This window comes from Caulobacter sp. UNC358MFTsu5.1, assembly GCF_000712075.1.
In the GTDB taxonomy this organism is placed as follows: domain Bacteria; phylum Pseudomonadota; class Alphaproteobacteria; order Caulobacterales; family Caulobacteraceae; genus Caulobacter.
Genome location: NZ_JONW01000008.1, coordinates 249865 through 273383 on the forward strand (window position 1 = coordinate 249865; position 23519 = coordinate 273383).

General features: G+C 70.1%; 18 protein-coding genes. 11 read left to right on the forward strand and 7 right to left on the reverse strand.

All coding sequences use genetic code 11. The features are described 5' to 3' along the window. The first annotated feature begins 216 nt into the window (after window positions 1-216). Both BR39_RS0116175 and BR39_RS0116180 read left to right on the forward strand, forming a co-directional pair. On the forward strand, window positions 217-1854 hold the full coding sequence (locus tag BR39_RS0116175; protein ID WP_029914016.1) for a family 43 glycosylhydrolase: 1638 nt from the start codon (window positions 217-219) through the stop codon (window positions 1852-1854). Window positions 1855-2020: 166 nt separating this feature from the next. Continuing rightward, window positions 2021-2881: a rhamnogalacturonan acetylesterase gene (locus BR39_RS0116180; protein WP_029914018.1), complete on the forward strand. Its 861-nt coding sequence runs from the start codon at window positions 2021-2023 to the stop codon at window positions 2879-2881. Between the two features lie 85 nt (window positions 2882-2966). Here the strand turns inward: BR39_RS0116180 and BR39_RS0116185 are convergent, their stop codons facing one another. Then, window positions 2967-3719 carry a YceI family protein gene (locus BR39_RS0116185; protein ID WP_051695791.1) on the reverse strand — a complete coding sequence of 251 codons (753 nt, stop codon included), beginning with the start codon at window positions 3717-3719 and terminating at the stop codon, window positions 2967-2969. A 199-nt stretch (window positions 3720-3918) separates the two neighbouring features. Beyond that, a complete protein-coding gene (locus BR39_RS0116190; RefSeq protein ID WP_029914022.1) occupies window positions 3919-4518 on the reverse strand; it encodes a TetR/AcrR family transcriptional regulator in 600 nt (199 codons plus the stop codon). A gap of 189 nt (window positions 4519-4707) precedes the next feature. On the opposite strand from BR39_RS0116190, the gene BR39_RS0116195 reads away from it, so the two are divergent. The 4 genes from BR39_RS0116195 to BR39_RS0116210 all read left to right on the forward strand — a co-directional run bounded on the left by BR39_RS0116195 (window position 4708) and on the right by BR39_RS0116210 (window position 11620). Then, complete coding sequence (locus BR39_RS0116195) at window positions 4708-5874, forward strand: efflux RND transporter periplasmic adaptor subunit (RefSeq protein ID WP_029914024.1); 1167 nt, start codon at window positions 4708-4710, stop codon at window positions 5872-5874. 12 nt (window positions 5875-5886) lie between these two features. Further along, complete coding sequence (locus BR39_RS0116200; protein WP_029914026.1) at window positions 5887-9084, forward strand: efflux RND transporter permease subunit; 3198 nt, start codon at window positions 5887-5889, stop codon at window positions 9082-9084. 2 nt (window positions 9085-9086) lie between these two features. Then, window positions 9087-10496, forward strand: a complete 1410-nt coding sequence (locus BR39_RS0116205) for an efflux transporter outer membrane subunit (RefSeq protein ID WP_029914028.1) — start codon at window positions 9087-9089, stop codon at window positions 10494-10496. Between the two features lie 257 nt (window positions 10497-10753). Further along, window positions 10754-11620 (forward strand): hypothetical protein, encoded by an 867-nt coding sequence (locus BR39_RS0116210; RefSeq protein ID WP_029914030.1) that lies wholly within the window; start codon window positions 10754-10756, stop codon window positions 11618-11620. A 97-nt stretch (window positions 11621-11717) separates the two neighbouring features. Here BR39_RS0116210 and BR39_RS0116215 read toward each other — a convergent pair whose 3' ends face one another. Then, complete coding sequence (locus BR39_RS0116215) at window positions 11718-12221, reverse strand: lipocalin-like domain-containing protein (RefSeq protein ID WP_029914032.1); 504 nt, start codon at window positions 12219-12221, stop codon at window positions 11718-11720. 90 nt (window positions 12222-12311) lie between these two features. Between BR39_RS0116215 and BR39_RS0116220 the strand changes: the two genes are divergently transcribed. Then, on the forward strand, window positions 12312-12878 hold the full coding sequence (locus BR39_RS0116220) for an ABATE domain-containing protein (protein ID WP_029914034.1): 567 nt from the start codon (window positions 12312-12314) through the stop codon (window positions 12876-12878). Between the two features lie 149 nt (window positions 12879-13027). Here BR39_RS0116220 and BR39_RS0116225 read toward each other — a convergent pair whose 3' ends face one another. After that, window positions 13028-13495: an Lrp/AsnC ligand binding domain-containing protein gene (locus tag BR39_RS0116225; protein ID WP_029914036.1), complete on the reverse strand. Its 468-nt coding sequence runs from the start codon at window positions 13493-13495 to the stop codon at window positions 13028-13030. A gap of 451 nt (window positions 13496-13946) precedes the next feature. Here BR39_RS0116225 and putA point away from each other — a divergent pair, with 451 nt between their 5' ends. Then, entirely contained in the window at window positions 13947-17051 is a 3105-nt protein-coding gene (putA, locus tag BR39_RS0116230; protein WP_029914039.1) for a bifunctional proline dehydrogenase/L-glutamate gamma-semialdehyde dehydrogenase PutA, read from the forward strand. A 43-nt stretch (window positions 17052-17094) separates the two neighbouring features. On the opposite strand, the gene BR39_RS0116235 is transcribed toward putA, so the two are convergent. From BR39_RS0116235 to BR39_RS0116245, 3 genes are read right to left on the reverse strand one after another with little or no spacing between them, the layout of a single operon-like run. Then, window positions 17095-17586, reverse strand: a complete 492-nt coding sequence (locus tag BR39_RS0116235) for an SRPBCC family protein (RefSeq protein ID WP_029914041.1) — start codon at window positions 17584-17586, stop codon at window positions 17095-17097. Continuing rightward, window positions 17567-17929, reverse strand: a complete 363-nt coding sequence (locus tag BR39_RS0116240; RefSeq protein ID WP_029914043.1) for a helix-turn-helix transcriptional regulator — start codon at window positions 17927-17929, stop codon at window positions 17567-17569. Before BR39_RS0116240 ends, BR39_RS0116235 begins: the two co-directional genes overlap by 20 nt. A 45-nt stretch (window positions 17930-17974) precedes the next feature. Next, window positions 17975-18640, reverse strand: a complete 666-nt coding sequence (locus tag BR39_RS0116245; RefSeq protein ID WP_029914045.1) for a glutathione S-transferase family protein — start codon at window positions 18638-18640, stop codon at window positions 17975-17977. A gap of 210 nt (window positions 18641-18850) precedes the next feature. Here BR39_RS0116245 and BR39_RS0116250 point away from each other — a divergent pair, with 210 nt between their 5' ends. The 3 genes from BR39_RS0116250 (at window position 18851) to BR39_RS0116260 (ending at window position 23383) form a co-directional block, all read left to right on the forward strand. Next, a complete protein-coding gene (locus tag BR39_RS0116250) occupies window positions 18851-20182 on the forward strand; it encodes a cellulase family glycosylhydrolase (protein ID WP_029914046.1) in 1332 nt (443 codons plus the stop codon). 69 nt (window positions 20183-20251) lie between these two features. After that, on the forward strand, window positions 20252-21643 hold the full coding sequence (locus BR39_RS0116255) for a S9 family peptidase (protein ID WP_051695794.1): 1392 nt from the start codon (window positions 20252-20254) through the stop codon (window positions 21641-21643). Between the two features lie 111 nt (window positions 21644-21754). Next, entirely contained in the window at window positions 21755-23383 is a 1629-nt protein-coding gene (locus tag BR39_RS0116260) for a carboxylesterase/lipase family protein (protein ID WP_029914051.1), read from the forward strand. Window positions 23384-23519: the final 136 nt, after the last annotated feature.

A 23519-nucleotide genomic window follows, 5' to 3' on the forward strand; every position in this document is an offset into this window, starting at 1 on the left:
GCCTTCCCTCACCGAAGACGAAGACGCCCGGGAGGACTGCCTCCCGGGCGTTTTTTTGTGCGGTTTCCGCGGCCGGCGGCGTTGTTTCAAGGTCCAGGTTCCTGCGCTGGAAAACCCCGGAAAAATGGGGCTTTGCCGCATATGACACCGGTGGACATCGCGCCAGGCTTGTCGCTAAGTGACGGCAAGAACGCGGAAGTTCGGGAGGAGTACCCCATGGTCGATATCAACCGTCGCGGCGCGCTGGGTTCGCTGCTGACCGGCGCGGCCGTCGCCGCCGTTCCCGCCGCGTCCCCCCAAGTCGCTGGGGCCGCCCAGATGGGGACCCTGCCCGCCGCCCCGGCCGCCGGCGAAGGGCCGACCTGGGCCAAGGGGATCGAAGGCCAGCGCAAGGCCGACCTGGGGAACGGGACCTTCCTGAACCCGATCCTGGCCGGCGACCATCCCGACCCGTCGATCCTGAAGGACGGCGACGACTACTACATGACCCACTCGTCGTTCGACGCCTATCCCGGCCTGCTGATCTGGCGTTCAAAGGACCTGGTGAACTGGTCGCCGGTCGGCCCGGCCCTGAAGACCAATGTCGGCTCGATCTGGGCCCCCGAGCTCTGCAAGCACAAGGGCCGCTACTACATCTACCTGCCGGCCAAGTTCCCGGACAACAACACCAGCTACGTGATCTGGGCCGACAAGATCGAGGGCCCGTGGAGCGAGCCGGTCGACCTGAAGCTGCCGCGCTACATCGACCCCGGCCACGTGGTCGACGAGAAGGGCGTGCGCTGGCTGTTCCTGTCGGGCGGCGACCGCATCCAGCTGGCGCCCGACGGCCTGTCGACGGTGGGAGAGCCCCAGCACGTCTACAATCCCTGGCGCTACCCGGACGACTGGGACGTCGAGGGCTTCTCGCCCGAGGGCCCCAAGGTGATGAAGAAGGGCGACTACTACTATCTGGTCACCGCCGTGGGCGGCACGGCCGGTCCGCCCACCGGCCACATGGTCATCGTCGCCCGCGCCAAGTCGCTGGCCGGCCCGTGGGAGGACGATCCCAGGAACCCGGTCGTGCGCACGACCAACAACAGCGAGACGTGGTGGTCGCGCGGCCACGCCACCCTGGTCGAGGGCCCCGGCGGCGACTGGTGGACCGTCTATCACGGCTACGAAAACGGCTTCTACACCCTGGGCCGCCAGACCCTGCTGGCCCCGGTGACCTGGACGAAGGACGGCTGGTTCGAGGTGGGCGGCGGCGATCTGTCCAAGCCCTTGGCCAAGCCCAGGGGCGGCAAGCCGGGCCCGCACGGCATGGCCCTGTCGGACGACTTCTCGACCGACAAGTACGGCGTGCAGTGGAGCTTCTTCGACCCCAAGCCGGGCGAGCGCGACCGGATCAAGCGCGAGGGCGGCGTCCTGACCCTGAAGGCCTCGGGCGAGGCCCCGTCCAGCGGCGCGCCGCTGATCTTCGTCAACGGCGACCAGGCCTACGAGATCGAGTGCGAGATCGAGATCGACCCGGACACCCGCGCCGGCCTGATCCTGTTCTACGACCGCCAGCTCTATTGCGGCCTGGGCTTCGACGCGAAGAACTTCGTCACCCACCAGTACGGCATTGAGCGCGGACGGCCCTCGAACCCGCACGGGTCGAAGATGCTGATGCGACTGCGCAACGACCGCCACATCGTGGCCTTCCACACCAGCGGCGACGGCGGGGCGACCTGGAAGCGGTTCGACCGGGGCATGGAGGTCTCGGGCTACCACCACAACGTCCGCGGCGGCTTCCTGATGCTGAAGCCGGGCCTCTACGCGGCGGGCAAGGGCTCGGCGCGGTTCCGGAACTTCAAGTACCGGGCGCTGGCTTAGGACGTCTTCAAAACGCACCGACGGGTTGTCTTCCCGGAAGCCTCGTAGAGGCTGTCCGGGACCCAGGGGACTGGGCGAAGGCGGTGCGGTTCACCTGGGTCCCGGACAAGCGCTGCGCGCTTTCCGGGATGACAACGAAATGGGTTGGGAACACCAGGACATGAAAATGCTCGCCCCCCTCCTCCTCGCCGCCGCCCTCGTCGCGACGCCCGCCCTCGCCCAGACCGATCCGCCGCCGTTCAAGGCGACCAAGGTCGTGCTGGTGGGCGACTCGACCACGGCGGTGAACAGCGGCTGGGGCGGGGCGTTCTGCGCCACGCGGGTGACCTCGAACGTCGCCTGCGTGAACCTGGGACGGGGCGGGCGCAGCACCAAAACCTACCGCTCCGAGGGGTCGTGGACCCTGGCCCTGGGCGAGATGAAGGGTGGGCCGTTCGTCGACACCTATGTGCTGATCCAGTTCGGCCACAACGACGCCTACGGCCGGGCCGAGCGCCTGACCGACCTGAAGACCGAGTTCCCGGCCAATCTGAAGCGCTTCGTCGAGGAGGCCCGTGCGGCCGGCGCCCGTCCGGTGCTGGTCACGCCGCTGTCGCGCCGGCAGTTCAAGGACGGCAGGCTGGTCGACGACCTGATCCCGTGGGCCGACGCCGTCCGCGCCGTGGCCGCCGAGACCGGCACGCCGCTGGTCGACCTGAACGCCCGCAGCGCCGCGGCCGCCCAGGCCCTGGGCGCGCTGAAGGCCGGCGACTGGGCCGAGGCCCCGCCCTCGCCCGCCGTGGCCAAGGCGATCGCCGGCGGCACGACGGTGGGGGTCAAGTTCTACGAGCCGCCGATCCCCGGCGCCGCCCCCGTGCCCATGGACCCGCCCGCGCCGCCCCCGGCCGCGCCGCCGGCCACCGGCCGGTTCGAGCCCTTGTTCGACTACACCCACCTGGGGCCGGTCGGCGCGGCGGCGTGCTCGGAGATCATCGCGCGGGAGCTGGTGAAGGCGGTTCCCGCGCTGGCGCGGAACCTGGTTCCGTAAGCAAAAAGCCGCTCATCCCGGCGAATGCCGGGATGGGCGGGTTTTGGGGGTGGGGACACGCGCAAGCGCATGTCCCCGATCCATACTACTGAGCCGGAGCCGCCGCCGGGGCCTTGGCCAGGGCCGGGCCGCTGAACTCGGCCTCGATGGTCACGTCCACCGCGTCGCCGACGCCCATGGTCGAGCCGGGCGCGGGCACGCCGAAGCCCATGCCGAACTCCGAGCGGTTGAACACGCCCTTGGCCGAGAAGCCGACGCGGGCGTGCGGGTCCATCGGATGGCCCGCGTAGCCGCCATTGAAGGTGACGTCCAGAACCACCGGCTTGGTCACGCCGTGCAGGCTGAAGTCGCCGGTGACCTTGGCGGTGTTGGCGCCGGTGACCTCGACCTTGGTCGAGCGGAAAGTGATGGCCGGGTACTGGGCCGAGTCCAGCCAGGCCTTGCCGGTCAGCTCCTCCTTGAAGCCGGCCGGCGGGGCGTTCAGCGCCAGAGACTTGGGATCGATGGTCGCCTCGATGCTGGAGGCCGACGGGTTGGCCGGGTCGAGCTTCAGCTTGGCGTCGAAGTCGGCGAACCGCGCGGTGTAGCGCGAGAAGCCCATGTGGCTGACCTTGAACTCCAGGCTCGCATGGGCCTTGTCCAGCGTGTAGTCGCCGGCCGGGACGTCGGGCATCACGAACTTGTCGGCCGAGGCGGCCGGGGCGGCGGGCGCGGCGGCGGGGGCCTCGACCTTCTTGGCGGTCGGCGGCGAGCAGGCCGCCAGGGCCAGGGCGGCGGCGCCGGCCAGGAGGGCGGCATAGGTCCGGACGGAGGACAGGCGAACGGTCGGATAGGTCATGGCGTCTTCCCTGCTGTGCGCCGTCCCCGATTCCGAGGCGCGCGATCTCACGAAGGACGTGGGACGGCGTGCGGTTCCGACATCGGGGCGGCGCGTTTTTTCGTCATGACTTGACGTTACGGAAGGCGCGGCGATGCTGTCCACCGCGACTTCGCTCCGACCACGCCCCTTGGAGACGCCCTTGAGCCGCCCCGCGACCCTAGCTGAGCAGTTGACGGAGCGTCCGGCGCAGGACCTCGGTCAAGGGGCCGCGATCGGTGTCGGGGTGGTTGACCGCCCGGATGATCATGCCGTCGAACAGCAGGCCCACGGCCTCGCAGCGGGCCTGGAACTCGGCGTCGGTCCATTCGGGCTTGCGGCTGCGGTCCAGCATGGCCTGGGCGTAGACGCGCTCCTGGGCGTCGGCGGCGCGCAGGATGGCGGCGACCTTGGGATTGCGGCTGGCCTCGGCCAGGACTTCCAGCGTCAGGGCCGCGCGGCCCAGGTCGAAGCACTTGTCGACGGCTTCGGGCAGGTGTTCGGACAGGGCGTCGACCAGATTGCCCGGCCGGCTTTCCATCTCGGCGAACTTCTCGCGCATCTCGGCCAGGTCCTGGGCGACGATGGCGGCGATGATCGCCTCCTTGTTCTCGAAATAGCGGTAGATCTGGCCCACGCTCAGGCCCGCGGCCTTGGCGATCTCGGCCATGCTGGCGCCGTGGAACCCGGCCTGCCGCACGCAGTCGCACGCCGCGTCCAGGATCTGCTGCCGCCGCGCCTCAGGTGTCGGCCGAAGCGGCGTGTTGGCGTCGTCGATCATCGAAAGCTTCGCTTCCCAATTAAATTTCCGTCACGTCAAGCTGGACGGAACCCCCGGCGGTTGACTTGCGACAACCCCGTGCCTATGTCCAGCCCCGTTGAGAATGAACGTTCATTCTCATGTTGGTTACCATCAGGGCGTCGTCAAGGCTGAAGGCCTGCGACGCCCTGTCGCTCCTGGGGTTTCTGCATGTCTCTCGACCGTTCTCGCGCCGTCCTCTCGGCGGCCTCCCTGGCGGCCATCGCTCTAACCCTGGCGGCCTGCGGCCAAGGCAAGGGCGGGGCCGGCGGCATGGGAGCCGGCGGCCCGACTCCGGTCGGCGTCGTCATCGCCAAGACCGAGCCGGTCACCCTGACCTCCGAGCTGACCGGCCGCACTTCGGCCTATCTGGTCTCCGAAGTCCGCCCGCAGGTCGGCGGCATCATCAAGGCCCGGCTGTTCCAGGAAGGCGGTTACGTCCGCGCCGGCCAGCCGCTGTACCAGATCGACCCGGCCACCTATCAGGCGGCCTACAACAGCGCCGCCGCGGGCCTCGCCCAGGCCCAGGCCACCGCCACGGCCGCCAAGCTGAAGGCCGACCGCTACAAGGGTCTGGTCGAGATCAACGCGGTGTCCAAGCAGGACAACGACGACGCCCAGGCCGCCGCCCTGCAGGCCGCCGCCAACGTCGCCGCCCAGAAGGCCGCCCTCGACAACGCCCGCATCAACCTGGGCTGGACCAAGGTGGTCTCGCCGATCTCGGGCCGCATCGGCAAGAGCTCGGTCACCCCGGGCGCCCTGGTCACCGCCAGCCAGGCCACCGCCCTGTCCACGGTCCAGGACCTGTCCAAGATCTACGTCGACCTGACCCAGTCGTCGGCCGACATGCTGAAGCTGCAGTCGGCGCTGAACAGCGGCCAGCTGGGCCGCAGCGGCTCGGCCCAGGTGACCCTGAAGCTGGAAGACGGCTCGACCTATCCGATCCAGGGCCGCCTGGAGTTCTCGGACGTCACGGTCGACCCGACCACCGGCTCGGTCGGCCTGCGCGCCACCTTCGACAACCCCAACGGCGTCCTGCTGCCGGGCATGTACGTCCGCGCCGTGCTCGGCAAGGGCGTGGCCAACAGCGGCATGCTGATCCCGCAGGCGGCCGTCAGCCGCGACCCCAAGGGCAACGCCACCGTCATGGTGGTCGGCGCCAAGGGCGCGGCCGAGCCCCGCCAGATCGTCACCACCCAGACGGTGGGCGACAAATGGCTGGTCAGCTCGGGCCTGAACCCCGGCGACCAGGTCATCGTCGAGGGCCTGCAGAAGGTCCGCCCCGGCGCCCCGGTGAAGCCGGCCGTCATCACCGCCGCTCCCGCTGCTGCTCAGTAAGGCCGGACTGTCATGCTTTCCCGTTTCTTCATCGACAGACCGATCTTCGCGTGGGTCGTCGCCATCGTGATCATGCTGGCGGGGGCCCTGGCCATCCGCACGCTGCCGATCGCCCAGTATCCCGACATCGCCCTGCCCCAGGTGTCGATCAACGCCGTCTATCCCGGCGCCTCGGCCAAGACCGTCGAGGATAGCGTCACCCAGGTCATCGAGCAGAAGATGAAGGGCCTGGACGGCCTGGACTACATGTCGTCGACCAGCGACAGCTCGGGCTCGGCCACCACGACCCTGACCTTCAAGGCCGGCACCAACATCGACATCGCCCAGGTGCAGGTCCAGAACAAGCTGCAGACAGCCACCGCCCTGCTGCCGCAGGAAGTGCAGCAGCAAGGCCTGACGGTCGCCAAGTCGGCCCGCAACTTCCTGCTGATCGTCGGCATGTATTCCGAGGATCCCAAGACCACCAACACTGACCTGGCCGACTACATCGCCAGCAACCTGCAAGACCCCCTCAGCCGCGTCGACGGCGTGGGCGAAGTGCAGTTGTTCGGCGCACAGTACGCCATGCGCATCTGGCTGGATCCGACCAAGCTGGCCAGCTACAGCCTGACCCCGGCCGACGTCATCGCCGCGATCAAGGCCCAGAACGCCCAGGTCTCGGCCGGCCAGCTGGGCGGCGTGCCCAACATCCCGGGCATCGGCCTGAACGCCACGATCACGGCCCAGTCGCGCCTCTCCACCCCGGCCGAGTTCCAGGAGATCATCGTCAAGAACAGCCCCGGCGGCGCGATCGTGCACCTGCGCGACGTCGCCCGCGTGGAGCTGGGCGCGGAAAGCTACGGCTTCGGCGCCAAGTACAACGGCAAGCCCGCCGCCGGCCTGGCCATCCGCCTGGCCCCCGGCGCCAACGCCCTGAACACCGCCGACGCCGTCAAGTCGCGGGTCGAGCAGCTGGCGAAGACCTTCCCGTCCAGCTACCGCTACGTGATCCCCTACGACTCCACGCCGTTCGTGAAGCTGTCGATCGAGGAAGTCATCAAGACCCTGGTCGAGGCCATCGTCCTGGTGTTCATCGTCATGTTCCTGTTCCTGCAGAACTGGCGCGCGACCCTGATCCCGACCATCGCCGTGCCGGTCGTCCTGCTGGGCACCTTCGGCGTGCTGGCGGCCTTCGGCTACTCGATCAACACCCTGACCATGTTCGGCCTGGTGCTGGCCATCGGCCTGCTGGTCGATGACGCCATCGTCGTGGTCGAGAACGTCGAGCGGGTGATGTCCGAGGAGGGGCTCAGTCCCGTCGAGGCCACGCGCAAGTCGATGAGCGAGATCACCGGCGCCCTGATCGGCATCGCGCTGGTCCTGGCCGCGGTGTTCGTGCCCATGGCCTTCTTCGGCGGCTCGCAGGGCGTGATCTACCGCCAGTTCTCGATCACCATCGTCTCGGCCATGGGCCTGTCGGTGCTGGTGGCCCTGATCCTGACCCCGGCTCTCTGCGCCACTCTGCTGCGGCCGGCGACCCAAGGCCACGGCGAGGCCCTGAGGACCGATCATCCGGGCGCGCTGGGCGCGGTGACCAACCTGTTCAACCGCTTCTTCAACTGGTTCAACCGCAACTTCAACGACACCAGCCGACGCTACCAGGGGACCGTCCGCGGCCTGCTGGGCAAGAGCGGCCGGTGGATGGTGGCCTATGGCGTGATCATCCTGGTCATGGCCTTCCTGTTCGTCCGCCTGCCCAGCGCCTTCCTGCCGGAAGAGGACCAGGGCACGATGTTCACCATCGTCCAGTTGCCTCCGGGCGCTCCGGAGGAACGCACCCAGGCGGTGCTGACCCAGGTGCGAAACCACTTCCTGAACGACGAGAAGGACTCCGTGCAGGCGGTCTTCACCGTCGCCGGCTTCAGCTTCGCCGGCGCCGGCCAGAACGCCGGCCTGGCCTTCATCCGCCTCAAGGACTTCGACGAGCGCAAGGCGCCCGAGCGCAAGGCCCAAGCCGTCGCCGGCCGGGCCATGGGCAAGTTCATGCAGATCCGCGACGCCATGGTCTTCGCCATCGTGCCGCCGGCCGTGCCGGAACTGGGCACCTCGTCGGGCTTCGACTTCCAGCTGCAGGACATCGGCGGCGTCGGCCACGACGCCCTGGTCGCCGCGCGCAACCAGGTGCTGGGCATGGCCGCCCAGGATCCCACCCTGGCCGGCGTGCGTCCCAACGGCCAGGACGACACCCCGCAGCTGAAGATCGACATCGACCAGGCCAAGGCCGGGGCGATGGGCCTGACCACAGCCGACATCAACGCCGCGCTCAGCGCCGCGTGGGGCGGCTCGTACGTCAACGACTTCATCGATCGCGGCCGGGTGAAGAAGGTCTACGTCCAGGCCGACGCGCCCTTCCGCATGCGGCCCGAGGACCTGAACAGCTGGTACGTCCGCACCAGCAGCGGCACGATGGCGCCGTTCTCGTCCTTCGCCACCACGCGCTGGATCTACGGCTCGCCGCGTCTTGAGCGCTACAACGGCCTGTCGTCGCTGAACATCCAGGGCTCGCCCGCCCCGGGCAAGAGCTCGGGCCAGGCCATGGCCGCCATGGAGAAGATCGCCGCCCAGCTGCCGCCGGGCATCGGCTTCGAATGGACCGGCCTGTCGGCCCAGGAACGCGAGTCCGGCAACCAGGCGCCCGCCCTGTACGCCATCTCGATCCTGGTGGTGTTCCTGCTGCTGGCGGCCCTCTACGAGAGCTGGTCGATCCCGCTGTCGGTGATCATGGTCATCCCGCTGGGCATCGTCGGCGCCCTGCTGGCCACCAGCCTGCGCGGCCTTTCCAACGACATCTACTTCCAGGTGGGACTGCTGACGACCATGGGCCTGGCGTCCAAGAACGCCATCCTGATCGTCGAGTTCGCCAAGGACCTGCATGAGCAGGGCATGGAGTTGGTCGAGGCGACGGTGGAGGCGGTCCGCATCCGTCTGCGCCCGATCATCATGACCTCGCTGGCCTTCGTCTTCGGCGTGCTGCCCTTGGCGATCTCCAACGGGGCCGGCTCGGGCAGCCAGCACGCCATCGGCACCGGCGTGATCGGCGGCATGCTGTCGGCCACCCTGCTGGCGATCTTCTTCGTCCCGCTGTTCTTCGTGATCGTCGAGCGGGTCTTCAAACCCAAGCCGCGGCGTCCTCACGACGGCGCCGTCACGACTCCGGCCGAGGGCCACTAGAGATGCTTTTGCGTAACCTGACCCTCACCCTGCTGGCCGCCTCGGCCCTGAGCGCCTGCACCCTGGCGCCCAAGACCGTGCGGCCGGCCCTGGCCGTGGACAACGCCTGGCCGATCGCGGCCGCCAACACCGGCTCGACGACCTCGGCCGCCGACCTGGCCTGGCGCGACGTGTTCATCGACCCGCGCCTGCAGGGCGTGATCGACCTGGCCCTGACCAACAACCGCGACCTGCGCGTGGCGGTGCTGAACATCGAGCAGTCCCGCGCCCAGTACCGCATCCAGCGGGCGGCCCTCGTGCCGGCCGTCGACGCCACCGGCACCGCCACGAAGGGCCAGAGCTCTTCCGCCCAGGTGATCGCCGGCGGCGACCGCTCGGTCGAGGTCTACACGGCCAATCTGGGCGTCTCCTCCTGGGAGATCGACCTGTTCGGCCGCGTCCGCAGCCTCAGCAACGCGGCCCTGCAGAACTACCTGGCCGTCCAGGAGACCAGCCGCTCGGTGCAGGTCAGCCTGATCGCCCAGACGGCCAGCGCTTGGCTGAACCTGGCCGCCGACGAGGACCTGCTGGCCCTGTCGCAGGAAACCCTGCGCACCCGCCAGGAGACCATGGGCCTGATCCAGCGCCGGTTCGAGGCCGGGGCGATCTCGCAGCTCGAGGTCAGCCAGGCCCAGACCCTGATCGAGGCCGCCCGCAGCGACGTCGCCACGGCCATCGCCCTGGTCGAGCAGGACAAGAACGCCCTGCGCCTGGTGGTCGGGGCCGACGTGCCCAACGACCTGCTGCCGGCCGGCGGCCTGGTCACGGCCCAGATCCTGCGCGACCTGCCGGCCGGCGTGCCGTCCGACGTGCTGACCCGTCGTCCCGACGTCCTGGCCGCCGAGCACCAGCTGGCCGCCGCCAACGCCAACATCGGCGCGGCGCGCGCGGCCTTCTTCCCCAGCATCAGCCTGACCGGCTCGGCCGGGGTGGCCAGCAACAGTCTCGACAGCCTGTTCGACAGCGGCAACGGCGCCTGGACCTTCGTGCCGCGCATCAACCTGCCGATCTTCGCCGGCGGGGCCAATGTGGCCAACCTGGACAGCGCCAAGGCCGGTCGCGACATCGCCGTGGCCAACTACGAGAAGTCGGTGCAGACCGCGTTCCGCGAGGTCTCCGACGGCCTGGCCGTGCAGTCGACGATCACGGAACGGGTGGGCTCGCAGGAGCGCCTCGTGGCCGCCGCCAACGACACCGTGCGCCTCTCGCAGGCCCGCTACGGCGCCGGGATCGACAGCTCGCTGTCGGTGCTGGACGCCCAGCGCACGCTCTACACCTCGCAGAAGACCCTGATCGTCGCCCGCCTGGCGCGGGAGACCAATCTGGCGACGCTGTACAAGGCCCTCGGCGGCGGCGCTCCCGCGGCGCGCTGAGGCATCCATCCCCCGTCCCCAGCGGGGGAGCGCTGGCGGCGTCGCCCCCCGACGCCTCCAGCCGGAAGGGGCGCGCTCCCCCCAAATCCCGCGCGCCCCTTCCAACCCTTTCTTGGGGAGGGGGGATGACCGCTCGTCGCGCACCCCGCGCGGTTCGCCGCGAATGACCGCGAGTTCACTTTACCGCCCGGCCGGGAACGGCGACCAAAGGCGCAGGGACGCGCGTCACGGCGTCCGCATCAGGGGGTGTTCGGAACATGCGCGCGGTCTTGCGTTCCTTAGGTGGTCTGGCCGCGATCGGCCTGGCCCTCGTCTCGGGCTCCGCGCTCGCCGAACCCGTCCGCCCCGCACCGCCGGCCAAGCCCGTCGTCATTCCGCTGGAGCCCTATCTGGGCGTGCTCTGGTCGTTCCAGGGCGAGGTCGACGGCAAGCCCCGCCGCTTCCTGCTGGACACCGCCGGCGGCATCACCGTGATCGCCCAGCCCTTCGCCGACGCCATCGGCTGCAAGCCCTGGGGCCGGGTCACGGGCTTCCGGATGCGCGGCGACCGCGTGGACGTCCCGCGCTGCGACGACGTCGGCCTGAAGGCGGCGGGCCTGCCGCTGACGGCGCCGACCGCCGGGGTCATCGACTTCGCCACCCTGCTGCCCAAGGACGCCCCGCCGCTGGACGGCTCGGTGGCCCTGGACGCCTTCGCCGGCCGCGCCGTCACCCTGGACCTGGCCGGCCGCCGCCTGATCGTCGAGACGCCCGACAGCCTGAAGGTCCGCGCCGCCCAGGGCGTCGAGGTGCCGGTCCGCTTCAGTCGCGAGGCCACCGGCCTGGCCCTGACGCCGTTCGTCGCCGCCCCGACGCCCAAGGGCCGGATCTGGCTGGAGCTGGACTGCGGCAGCACCGGCGCCCTGGTGATCGGCAAGCACGTCGCCGACCTGGTGGGCCTGGACCCGGCGATCCAGAAGGGTCAGTCCGTGGACATGACCCTGGTCGGCGGCCCGAAGATCAGCGGCAAGGTCCTGGTCGAGGACATGATCCTGGACGGCAACATCGGCATGCCCGCCCTCCAGCAGTGGGTGGTGACCCTGGACCTGACCAACGAGCGGGCGTGGATCGCGGCGGTGAAGTAGACTCGCCGACGGGGGACATGCCCTTGCGGCGTGTCCCCAAGACTTGGCGCCGTGCATGCTGATGGGGACACGCCGCAAGGGCATGTCCCCCGGCTTCCTACCGCTCCCTTCTCCACTCCGAGATCGGGATCGAGCCGTCGGGGCGCGGCGTCGGCACCTGGTAGCTCAAGGTGTCCGTCGTCAGTGCGTACTTGCGCCGCTGCTCGGTCCCCTCCCAGTTGGCGAACGAGGCGCCCTCGATCCTGAACACCAGCACGTTCGCGGCCTTGTCGACGGCCACGGTCCCATAGTGGGTGGACGAGCCCATCACGGCGCCGGTCAGTTCGACGGGCGTGGCCGTGGCCTTGTCGCCCGAGGCGATGCGCGGGCGGTCGCCGTCGAAGATCTGCAGGCTGTAGCGCCCCTGGGCGTCGATGATCAGCCGCCCTTTCGGGTGCTGGCCGTAGTCCCGCGCGCGGGTGCCGTCGGGCTTGAGGCGGTCGGCCGCCGCCAGGGTCCAGGTTCCCGTCAGGGCGGGCTCGGCCGCCGTCGCGGCCGTCCCGGTCAAGGCGACGGCCAGGGCCAGGCCCGCGCCGAGGCGGCGTCCAGGGATCGATATCATGTCACGCTCCGCTCAATAACCTATTTGACAGGTTAGCTTGCCGAACTTCCCCGAAGCAGAATAACCTGTCAATCAGGTTTGGAGCGCGACATGACGAAGGCGGAGATCCGCGACGGCTTCAAGTTCCGGGGCGGCAGCCCGTCGCTGGACCTGGCGGCCACGGTGACCGGCCGGCTGGGCGCGGCGCCGCGCGACCTGCTGGCCGCGCCCGCCGACCTGGACCGCTGGCTGGTCGCGGCCGAGCTGGCCCCGGCCGCGCCCGGCGCCACCGAGGGCAACCTGGTCCAGGCCCACAGCTTGCGCGAAGCGCTCTACCGCCTGGCCCTGTCGCGCGCCGAGGGGACCGCCCTGCCCGAGGCCGACCGCGACCTGCTGAACGGCTTCGCCGCCCTGCCCGCCGCGCCGCTGCAGCTGGGCGCCGACGGCCGCGCCCACCTGTCCGGCGACGTCCGGGGCCTGCTGGCCGAACTGGCGCGCGAGGGCGTGTCGCTGCTGGGCGGCGACTTCTCGCACCGCATCCGCCAATGCGAGGGCCCGTCCTGCGCGGTGCTATTCGTCGACACCTCGCGCAAGGGCGAGCGCCGCTGGTGCTCGATGAGCGCCTGCGGGAACAAGGCCAAGGCGGCGGGGTTCCGGGCGCGGGAGAAATCCCAATAGATCCGCTCATCCCGGCGAATGCCGGGACCCAGATCCCAAAGCGGGGAGGCCGATTGGAAGGGCTCTGAGTTCTTGGCGTCAGCCCCACCGCCATTCCATCTGGGTCCCGGCATTCGCCGGGATGAGCGGATCAATGGAGGCGCCACGCCTCACAACGGCAGCTGCACCGTGCTCTTCACCTCTTCCAGCACCGCATAGGTCCGCGTCTCGCGCACGCCGGGCATCTTGACCAGGATGTCGCCCAGGAAGCCGCGATAGGCCTCCATGTCGCGCACGCGGGCCTTGATCAGGTAGTCGAAGCCGCCGGCCACCATGTGGCACTCCAGGATCTCGGGCGCGCGGCGCACGGCCGCGCCGAACTCCTCGAAGACGTCGCCGGTCGTGCGGTCCAGCACCACCTCGACGAAGATCAGCAGGGCGCGGTCCACCTTGGCCGGGTCCAGCAGAGCCGCGTAGCCGGTGATGAAGCCGCGCTCGCGCAGCCGCCGCACGCGATCGAAGGTGGCGGCCGGCGACAGGTTGCAGCGCTTGGCCAGCTCGGCGTTGGTGATGCGGCCATCGGCCTGCAGAACCTTCAGAAGCCTGCGATCGGTATCATCCAGAGCAGACATGGCCATTCTCCATTTTTGCCGAAGATCGTTCGGAAATTGACATCAACAAACAAAGCACCTTCGACGCAACTCGAACTATACCCTCGATCGTCCTAGCCAACCGGCCACGCCACTCCCCCCTCGGCGCCCGGTCGGGCAGGACCAGCCTCCGCCACTCCCCCCGGCGGAGCGCAGACGCGGCGCCCTCTCCCCCGTAGGCGCCGTGTGAGAGCGGAAGGGACGCGCGACCTCCCCCCGTATCGCGTCCCTTCCCACCTCTCCCCTTCCCCATCCCGTCCAGCACGATCATGCTCCGCCCGTCCGCGCGCGCGGCGGCCTGCCGCATGTCCGCGAACAGCTGGAGCCGACGACGAAAATCGGCGTTTCTACCGAAGATCATACACCTTCCACGCCCAACAAACGAAGCACCTTCGAACAAGCCGGCGATATAGCGACGATATCCTATAACGAGGCGACCATGACCGATTGGGACTCCCTGGACGACGGCAAGTATCGCGACGAGGCGGCGGTGATCGCCGACCTGCTGGCCGCCCAGCCCCTGAGCAGCGAGGACCGCGCCGCGGTCCGCGCCGAGGCCGAGGCCCTGGTGCGCGGCGCCCGCCGCAGCGTCCGCAAGCAGGGCGTGGTCGAGAGCTTCCTGCAGGAGTTCAGCCTGGGCACCCGCGAGGGCCTGGCCCTGATGTGCCTGGCCGAGGCCCTGCTGCGCACCCCCGACGACGACACCCGCGACAAGCTGATCGCCGAGAAGATCGGTTCGGCCGACTGGGCCAGCCACCTGGGCGGCAGCGACAGCCTGTTCGTCAACGCCTCGACCTGGGGCCTGATGCTGACCGGCAAGATCGTCGAGCCCGACGAGGACGCCAAGCGCGACCTGCCCGGCTTCATCAAGAAGATCGCCGGCCGCCTGGGCGAGCCGGTGATCCGCGCCGCCGTCGGCCAGGCCATCCGCATCATGGGCGAGCAGTTCGTGCTGGGCCGCACCATCGAGGCGGCCATCAAGCGCGCCGCCAACGACGGCGACATCTGCAGCTTCGACATGCTGGGCGAAGGCGCCCGCACCGCCGCCGACGCCGCCCGCTACGAGAAGTCCTATGCCGACGCCATCGAGACGGTCGGCAAGCTGTCGCGGGCCAACGGCGCCTGGGCGGGGCCGGAGGCCGGCCACGGCGTGTCGGTCAAGCTGTCGGCCCTGACCCCGCGCTATGAGGCCACGCAGGAAGCCCGCGTCTGGGACGAGCTCTATCCGCGCGTCCTGCGCCTGGCCAAGATCGCCGCCAAGCACGACCTGAACTTCACCATCGACGCCGAAGAGGCCGATCGCCTGGCCCTGTCGCTGAAGCTGCTGGATCGCCTGTGCCGCGAGCCCGAGCTGGGCCAGTGGACGGGCCTGGGCCTGGCCGTCCAGGCCTACCAGAAGCGCTGCCCCGAGGTGATCAAGCGCCTGACGGCCCTGTCCCAGGAAACCGGCCGCCGCCTGATGGTGCGCCTCGTGAAGGGCGCCTACTGGGACAGCGAGATCAAGCGCGCCCAGGTGGCCGGCCGTCCGGACTATCCGGTCTACACCACCAAGCCCGCCACCGACCTGTCGTACCTGGTCTGCGCCAAGGCCCTGATCGAGGCCGCCCCGCACCTCTACGCCCAGTTCGCCACCCACAATGCCCACACCCTGGCGGCCGTGGTGCGGATGTCCAAGAACGCCGGCGTCAAGATCGAGCACCAGCGCCTGCACGGCATGGGCGAGGCGCTCTACAAGGCCGCCGACGACCTCTATGACGGCGTCACTCTGCGGGCCTACGCCCCAGTGGGCGGCCACGAGGACCTGCTGCCCTACCTGGTCCGCCGCCTGCTGGAGAACGGCGCCAACACCAGCTTCGTGCACGCCCTGCTGGACGAGCGGGTGCCGGTGGAAAAGGTGGTGGTCGACCCGATCACCGCGGTGGAAGCCCACCCCGACCGCCACGCCAAGATTCCGACGCCGATCGACGTCTACGGTCCGCGCCGTAGGAACAGCGCCGGCCTGGACCTGTCGACCAAGGCCGACCGCGACCGCCTCTCCGCCCACGTGGCCGAGCTGGACGGCCTGACCCTGCAGGCCGGTCCGCTGATCGGCGGCAAGCTGACGGCCGGCGCCCCGCCGATGCCGGTGCAGAGCCCCGCCGACCACGACCGCGTGGTGGGCGTGGCGTCGGAAGCCCAGCTGCCGCAGATCGACCAGGCCTTCCGCCTGGCCCGCGCCGCCCAGCCCGCTTGGGACCAGGCCGGCGGCCCCGCCCGCGCCGAGGTCCTCCGCGCCATGGGCGACGCCCTGGAGGCCAATATCGAGCGCCTGTGCGCCATCCTCTCGCGCGAAGCCGGCAAGACCGGCCCCGACGCCATCGCCGAGGTGCGCGAGGCCGTCGACTTCTGCCGCTACTACGCCAAGCTGGCGGAAGAGCAGTTCGGCCTGGCCGGCGAGGTGCTGACCGGCCCGGTCGGCGAGACCAACACCCTGCGCCTGGCCGGGCGCGGCGTCTTCGTCTGCATCAGCCCGTGGAACTTCCCGCTGGCCATCTTCACCGGCCAGATCGCCGCCGCCCTGGCGGCCGGCAACGCGGTGCTGGCCAAGCCGGCCGAGCAGACCCCGCTGATCGCCTACGAGGCCGTGAAGCTGTACCACGCCGCGGGCCTGGACCACCGTCTGCTGGCTCTGCTGCCCGGTCGCGGCGAGACCGTCGGCGCGGCCCTGACCGCCCACGAGGGCCTGGACGGCGTGGCCTTCACCGGCGGCACCGACACCGCCTGGCGGATCAACCAGACGCTCGCCCAGCGCCAGGGCCCGATCGTGCCGTTCATCGCCGAGACCGGCGGCCTGAACGGCATGTTCGTCGACACCACCGCCCAGCGCGAGCAGGTGATCGACGACGTAATCCTGTCGGCCTTCGGTTCGGCCGGCCAGCGCTGCTCGGCCCTGCGGCTGCTGTTCCTGCCGGAAGACACCGCCGACCACATCATCGACGGCCTGAAAGGCGCGATGGACGCCCTGGTGATCGGCGACCCGGCCCTGGCCGTCACCGACGTCGGCCCGGTGATCGATCCCGAGGCCAAGACCGCGCTGGTCAAGCACCTGGACCGTCTGCAGCACGAAGCCAAGGTTCTGCACACGATCGGCGCGCCGCAGACCGGCACCTTCTTCGCCCCGGTCCTGGCCGAGATCCCCGCCGCCGACTTCCTGGAGCGCGAGGTGTTCGGCCCGATCCTGCACGTGGTCCGCTACAAGCCCGAGGACCTGGAACAGGTGGCCGGCGCCCTGGCAGCCCGCCGCTACGGCCTGACCCTGGGCGTCCATTCGCGGATCGAGAGCTTCGCGGCCGACGTCCAGCGCCTGGTCCCGGCCGGCAACTGCTACGTCAACCGCTCGATGACCGGCGCCGTGGTCGGCGTCCAGCCGTTCGGCGGCGAGGGCCTGTCGGGCACCGGCCCCAAGGCCGGCGGCCCCCACGCCCTGATGCGCTACGCCGTCGAGCGCGCGCTCAGCATCAACATCACCGCCCAGGGCGGCGACCCGTCGCTGCTGAACCTGTAAGGCCGCTCGGCCCTCTCCCGGCGGGAGGGGGCCGACCCGACCGTCAGACCTTGGCGCCGAGGCTGGCCAGAAGGTCGTCCAGCTGCCTGAACTGCTCGGGCGTGGTGTCCTCCATCCCGATGAAGGACTCGTCGAGCGCTTCCTGCGTGGGATACAGCTCCTGCAGGACCAGCAGCGTCTTGCCGCCCTTGTCCTCGAAGGTCACCGTGGTGACGGCCCCGCCGTCGCCTTCGTCGTTGGTCCACACCAGGCGCGCCAGCGGCACGACCTCGATGTACTTGCCGAAGAAGGCCATGGCGTTGGCGGCGTCCTTGCCGAACACCACGCGATAGCCGCCGCCGGTGCGGACATCCATCTCGCAGGACAGCATCGGCACCCCGCTCGACTTCGGGGCCCACCACAGCTGGAACAGCTCGGGCTTGGTCCACGCGTCGTAGACCAGGCGGACCGGGCCGTCGAAGACCCGCGTCACGACCAGTTCGCGCCCGGACGTCCGTTCGACCGCCGTGCGGCCGTCACCCATTCTTTCGCCCATCGTTCTCTTCCTTCCGTTTCAAGGCCTCGACGACATGGTCCAGCATGTCGAAGCGGGTCTTCCAGATGCGGCGGCGGCTCTCGATCCAGGCCGCCTCCTCCTCGAGCCCGGCCAGACCCAGCTTGCAGGTCCGCACGCGCCCGACCTTCTCGGTCGTCACCAGCCCCGCCTGCTCCAGGACGCCGACGTGCTTCTTCATGCCCGTGAGGGTCATGTGGAACCGGTCGGCGAGTTCCGTGATCGACGCGTCCCCCTGGCCCAGCTGCTCCAGGACCCCACGGCGGGTGGCGTCCGACAGCGCGGCGAAGGAGGCGTCGAGGCGATCTGATGAATACTGAACCATTTGGTTCAGTGTGTAGCCCAGACACCGCCGTTATGCAACAGGGGTCTAGGCGCCCTGCGCCTGCGACGCGTGGAAGACCTCGAGCTGGGCGGCGAAGGCGCGCTTGTAGGCGGGCCGGGCTTCGGCCCGGGCCACGTAGGCGGCGAGGTTGGGATACTCGCCCAGCAGGCCCACGCCGCGCACCCGCAGCAGCACCGAGGCCATCATCAGGTCGGCGGCGCTGAAGTCGCCGTCCAGCCACTCGGCGTCGCCCAGGCGGTCGGACAGCTCGCCCAGCCGCGCGCGGATGCGGTCGTGGACCATGGCCTGCCGCTCGCCGTGCCAGCTCTTGTCGCGCTCGGCGAACATCACGAACTGCAGCTCGACGATCGACTGCTCCACCGTGCTGAGGGCGGAGAACATCCAGGTGATCGCCCGCGCCCGAGCCTTGGGCTCGTCGGGCAGCAGGCCGGCATGGGTGTCGGCGATGTGGAAGACGATGCCGCCGGACTCGAACAGCACCAGGTCGCCCTCCTCGTAGGTCGGGATCTGGCCGAACGGATGCAGGGCCCGATGGGCCGGCGCCTTCATCTCGGGGAAGGTGACCAGTCGGACGTCGTAGGGCTGGCCCACCTCCTCCAGCGCCCAGCGCACGCGCATGTCGCGGGCCAAGCCCTGGCCCCGGTCGGGCGAGGCCTTGAAGGCGGTGATGGTGGGGCGGGGCGAGGTCATGGCGTTCTCCGGTGGCTCACGGCGATGATCTCCCGCATCGCCTTCGTTGTCCCGAGGACGCGCGGCGAACCCGCGCCCCGACACAGGACAGCATTTTTCCGCGCCCGGCGATGCGGGACGGTCGCGGGCATTCAGAAAACAAATTTATTTAATACCTTCCCTCGCGCCGCCGCCGTCCGCTAGGCTGGGGCAAAACAAGGGGAGGCAAGCATGCTGTCGAGACGCCATCTGCTGGTCGCGGGGACCGCCGCCGTGGCCGCCGGCTCGACCGGGGCCGCCTGGAGCGCCGCGCCGCCTTCCACCTTCGTCACCGTCAAGGACGGCCGCCTCAGCCTGGGCGGCGCGCCCTACCGCTTCGTCGGCGCGAACCTGTGGTACGGGGCCTGGCTGGGTTCGCCGGGCGTGTCCGGCGACCGCGCCCGGCTGGGCCGCGAGCTGGACCGGCTGAAGGCCCTGGGCGTCAGCAACCTGCGCGTCCTGGGCGCCGGCGAGCGCTCGCCGGCCAAGGTGGCCATCGACCCCACCTTCCGCGGCCCGGGCGAGGACTACGACCAGGACCTGCTGAAGGGCCTGGACGTGCTGCTGGCCGAAATGGCCCGGCGCGGCATGAAGGCGGTGATCTACGTCAACAACTTCTGGGACTGGTCGGGCGGCATGCCGGCCTATCTGCGCTGGACCGGCAACGGCCAGTGGTTCCAGCAGGGCGATCCCGCCCACCCCTGGCCCGAATTCGCCGACTACTCCGCCCGCTTCTACGGCGACGCCAAGGCCCAGGACCTGTTCCGCCACTATCTGCGCGCCCTGGTCGGCCGGGTCAGCAGCGTGACCGGCAAGCCCTATCGCGACGACCCGACGATCATGGCCTGGCAGCTGGCCAACGAGCCGCGCCCGGGCGGCAGCGACGCCTTCGGCGTGCCCAACCTGCCCACCTACTACCGCTGGATCGCCGAGACCTCGGCCCTGATCAAGACTCTGGATCCCAACCACCTGGTCACCACCGGCAGCGAGGGCGCCATGGGCTGCCTGCAGCGCGAGGCCTGCGTGGTCGAGGCCCACAGGCCGGCCAGCATCGACTACCTGACCCTGCACGTCTGGCCCAACAACTGGGGCTGGATCGACTTCAAGAACCAGCCGGCCACCTATGAGGCCGGCGAGGCCAAGTGCCGCGACTATGTCGCCAGGCACGTCGCCATCGCCAAGCAGATGAACAAGCCGCTGGTGATCGAGGAGTTCGGCCTGATCCGCGAGGATCGCGCCTTCACCCCGGGCGGCCCGACCACCCATCGCGACCGCTTCTATCGGATGATGTTCGGCCTGGTCGAAGCCGACATGAAGGCCGGCGGGCCGCTGGCGGGGACCAACTTCTGGGCCTGGAACGGCGAGGGCCGCGCCCAGCACGCCGACGCCTGGTTCAAGATGGGCGACCGGTCCTATGTCGGCGATCCCCCGCAGGAGGAGCAGGGCCTGTTCGGGGTGTTCGACGCCGACGCCTCGACCCTGGCCGTCATCCGCGACCACGCCAGGGCGGTGGCGGCGCTCTAGCATCAGGCCCTTCCCCAGCCAGGCTTGGCCATGCTTATGCTGCCGCCGTCGAAACACGGTTCGGGGATCATGGCTCAGCTTGTTCGTCCGGCGCTGGTCGCCCTGTTCGCCGCGATCCCCATGATCGCCCCCCTCGCGGCTCCCGCGACCGCCCAGGCCCAGGACCTGACGCCGATCCTCGGCGACTGGTACGGGACGCTGAACGTCGGGGTGAAGCTGCCGCTGGTGCTGCACGTCCAGGCCGACGGGACGGGCAGCATCGACAGCCCTTCCCAGGGAGCGTCGGGCCTGCCGGCCACCGTCAGCCTCAGCGGCTCGTCCCTGACGGTGGTGCTGACCAGCCCCGCCGCCCGCTTCGAAGGGACCGTCGCGGCCGACGGCGCCAGCCTGGCGGGCGCCTGGCGTCAAGGCGGCGGCTCCGCGCCCCTGACCTTCACCCGCACCGCGCCGGCGGCCGCGCCGCGTCCGCAGACGCCCAAGCCGCCCTTCCCCTATCGCGCCGAAGAGGTCGCCTACGTCAATCCGGCCTCGGGCCTGAAGCTGGCCGGGACCCTGACCCTGCCGCAGGGCGCCGGCCCCTTCCCCGTGGCCCTGATGATCACCGGCTCGGGCAGCCAGGACCGCGACGAGACCATCGAGGGCCACAAACCATTCCTGCTGATCGCCGACGCCCTGACCCGTCGGGGCGTGGCCGTGCTGCGGGTCGACGACCGCGGCGTGGGCGGCTCGGAAGCCGGCAAGACGCTGATGGCCGCCACCAGCGCCGACTTCGCCACCGACGTGGAGGCCGGCGTGGCCTTCCTGCGGACCCGCAAGGACATCGATCCCGGCCGCGTCGGCCTGATCGGCCACAGCGAGGGCGGGCTGATCGCCCCGATGGTGGCGGCCAAGGATCCGCGCATCGCCTTCGTGGCGATGATCGGCGGGCCGGGCGTGAACGGCGAACGGGTGCTGCTGAGCCAGACCCGCGCCCTGATGCTGGCCCACGGCGCGCCGCTGGCCAAGGTCGACGCCGCCTCGACCGAGAACCGCGCCGCCTACGAGATCGTCAAGGCCGAGCCCGACCAGGCCGCCGCGGCCGCCAAGCTGAAGGCGCTGTTCGTGGCCGGCGGGACGCCGGAACCGGCCGCCGAGCGCAAGGCCGCCTTCCTGTCCCTGCCCTGGATGCGCTACTTCCTGGCGGCGGATCCGGTCCCGAACCTGAAGGCGCTGAAATGCCCGGTGCTGGACGTCAATGGCGGCCAGGACCTGAACGTCATTCCAGCCATCAACCTGCCGCCGATGCGCGCCGCCCTGGCCCAGAATCCCGACGCCACGATCCAGGAGCTGCCGGGCCTGAACCACCTGCTGCAGACCGTGCCGCCCGGCCAGGCTCCCGGCTATGGCGCGATCGAGGAGACCATGGCGCCGGCGGCCCTGGCGGTGATCGTCGACTGGGTGGCGACCCACGCGAAGGGCTGACCTATCTCAAATCCGCTCGTCACGGGGTATGCGGAAAATGGGTTTTCGCACCTTGTCACCGGTGTCATTTTCTATCCCGCTAGTGCGCCGCCAAGACGCCGGAGGAAGCCCATGGACGCCCCAAACGACCTCGACCGTCGCCAGCTGCTGATCGCCGGAGGCGCGGCGGCCGCCGCGAGCCTCGCGCCCAGCCTGGGCCAGGCCGCGAGCGCCAAGCCGGGTCCGGTGGTGACCACCACCTACGGCAAGGTGCGCGGCGCGGCGGGTGAAGGCGTCCAGGTGTTCAAGGGCCTGCGCTACGGGGCCGACACCGGCGGCGCGGGACGCTTCATGCCGCCCCAGCCGCCCAAGCCCTGGACCGGCGTCGCCGACGCCCTGGCCTATGGCGCGGCCTGCCCTCAGGGCAAGGGCGAGGACGGCGAGAGCCAGAGCGAGGACTGCCTGTTCCTCAATGTCTGGACCCCCGCCAAAGCCGGCAAGAAGGGCGGGCTGGCCGACGGTGTGAAGCGGCCGGTGATGTTCTACATCCACGGCGGCGCCTACAACACCGGCTCGGGCGCCAGCCCCTGGTACGACGGGACCAAGCTGGCCAAGCGCGGCGACGTGGTGGTGGTGACGGTCAACCACCGGCTCAACGCCTTCGGCTACCTGTACCTGGCCCGCCTGTTCGACGATCCGTCGGTGGCCGACAGCGGCAATGTCGGCCAGATGGACCTGGTCCTGGCCCTGCAGTGGGTGCGCGACAACATCGCCGCGTTCGGCGGGGACCCGGGCAATGTCATGCTGTTCGGCCAGTCGGGCGGCGGCGCCAAGATCGCCACCCTGATGGCCATGCCGACGGCCAAGGGCCTGTTCCACCGCGCCGCCACCATGAGCGGCCAGCAGGTCACCGCCGCCGGCCCGTTCAACGCCACCAAGCGCGCCAAGGGCTTCATCGACAAGCTGGGGGTCCAGGACCTGGCCGGCCTGCGCGCCCTGCCCGCCGAGACCTTCCTGAACGGCCTGAAGGCCGTCGATCCGATCGCCGGCAGCGGCGGGGTCTATATGGGCCCGGTGCTGGACGAGCGGACCCTGACCCGCCACCCGTTCTTCCCCGACGCCTCGCCGGTGGGGCTGTCGGTGCCGATGATGTGCGGCAACACCCATGACGAGGTGCGCGGCTTCGTCGGCTACGACAAGAGCCTGATGAACCTGACCTGGGAGCAGGTGATCGCCAAGCTGCCCAGCCAGTTCAACGCCCGCGTCGACATCGACCCGGCCACGGTGGTGGCGGCCTACCGCAAGATCTATCCGGATTACACGCCGTCGGACGTCTATTTCGCGGCGGCCACGGCCGGCCGCTCCTGGAAGGCGGCGATCATCCAGGACGAGGAACGGGCCAAGGCCGGCGCCCCCGCCTGGGCCTACCAGCTGAACTGGCGCGCGCCCAAGGACGGCGGCTTCTGGGGCGCCCCCCACACGCTGGACATGCAGCTGGTGTTCGGCAATTTCGACGCGCCCGGCGTGATCACCGGCTCGGGCCCCGACGCCGTGGCCATGCACGAGACCCTGGCCGACGCCTTCATCGCCTTCGCGCGCACGGGCAACCCCAACACCTCGTCCCTGCCCAACTGGCAGCCCTACGAGCTGCCCCGCCGCCAGACCATGGTGTTCGACACCGTCTCGCGCCTGGAAGACGACCCCCGCGGGGCCGAGCGCGAGCTGTTCAACAAGGTCCCGTTCACGCAGTTCGGGACTTAAGTCCCTCCCCCTGTGGGGGAGGCGATCGCGCAGCGATCGGTGGGGGGAGTACTAGGATCGAAGGTCCGGGTTGTGGTCGCTTGCCGACCACTCCCCCCTCCGTCGGCTGCGCCGACACCTCCCCCACAGGGGGAGG

What these genes read in the sequence shown, in the direction of transcription:
- BR39_RS0116235 (WP_029914041.1), bottom strand. Translation starts at nt 17,586, where the DNA reads ATGGGCGAAAGAATGGGTGACGGCCGCACGGCGGTCGAACGGACGTCC.
- BR39_RS0116225 (WP_029914036.1), bottom strand. Translation starts at nt 13,495, where the DNA reads ATGGCCATGTCTGCTCTGGATGATACCGATCGCAGGCTTCTGAAGGTT.
- BR39_RS0116175 (WP_029914016.1), top strand. Translation starts at nt 217, where the DNA reads ATGGTCGATATCAACCGTCGCGGCGCGCTGGGTTCGCTGCTGACCGGC.
- BR39_RS0116195 (WP_029914024.1), top strand. Translation starts at nt 4,708, where the DNA reads ATGTCTCTCGACCGTTCTCGCGCCGTCCTCTCGGCGGCCTCCCTGGCG.
- BR39_RS0116215 (WP_029914032.1), bottom strand. Translation starts at nt 12,221, where the DNA reads ATGATATCGATCCCTGGACGCCGCCTCGGCGCGGGCCTGGCCCTGGCC.
- BR39_RS0116260 (WP_029914051.1), top strand. Translation starts at nt 21,755, where the DNA reads ATGGACGCCCCAAACGACCTCGACCGTCGCCAGCTGCTGATCGCCGGA.
- putA (WP_029914039.1), top strand. Translation starts at nt 13,947, where the DNA reads ATGACCGATTGGGACTCCCTGGACGACGGCAAGTATCGCGACGAGGCG.
- BR39_RS0116210 (WP_029914030.1), top strand. Translation starts at nt 10,754, where the DNA reads ATGCGCGCGGTCTTGCGTTCCTTAGGTGGTCTGGCCGCGATCGGCCTG.
- BR39_RS0116220 (WP_029914034.1), top strand. Translation starts at nt 12,312, where the DNA reads ATGACGAAGGCGGAGATCCGCGACGGCTTCAAGTTCCGGGGCGGCAGC.
- BR39_RS0116190 (WP_029914022.1), bottom strand. Translation starts at nt 4,518, where the DNA reads ATGATCGACGACGCCAACACGCCGCTTCGGCCGACACCTGAGGCGCGG.
- BR39_RS0116185 (WP_051695791.1), bottom strand. Translation starts at nt 3,719, where the DNA reads ATGACCTATCCGACCGTTCGCCTGTCCTCCGTCCGGACCTATGCCGCC.
- BR39_RS0116250 (WP_029914046.1), top strand. Translation starts at nt 18,851, where the DNA reads ATGCTGTCGAGACGCCATCTGCTGGTCGCGGGGACCGCCGCCGTGGCC.
- BR39_RS0116245 (WP_029914045.1), bottom strand. Translation starts at nt 18,640, where the DNA reads ATGACCTCGCCCCGCCCCACCATCACCGCCTTCAAGGCCTCGCCCGAC.
- BR39_RS0116205 (WP_029914028.1), top strand. Translation starts at nt 9,087, where the DNA reads ATGCTTTTGCGTAACCTGACCCTCACCCTGCTGGCCGCCTCGGCCCTG.
- BR39_RS0116255 (WP_051695794.1), top strand. Translation starts at nt 20,252, where the DNA reads ATGGCTCAGCTTGTTCGTCCGGCGCTGGTCGCCCTGTTCGCCGCGATC.
- BR39_RS0116200 (WP_029914026.1), top strand. Translation starts at nt 5,887, where the DNA reads ATGCTTTCCCGTTTCTTCATCGACAGACCGATCTTCGCGTGGGTCGTC.
- BR39_RS0116180 (WP_029914018.1), top strand. Translation starts at nt 2,021, where the DNA reads ATGCTCGCCCCCCTCCTCCTCGCCGCCGCCCTCGTCGCGACGCCCGCC.
- BR39_RS0116240 (WP_029914043.1), bottom strand. Translation starts at nt 17,929, where the DNA reads ATGGTTCAGTATTCATCAGATCGCCTCGACGCCTCCTTCGCCGCGCTG.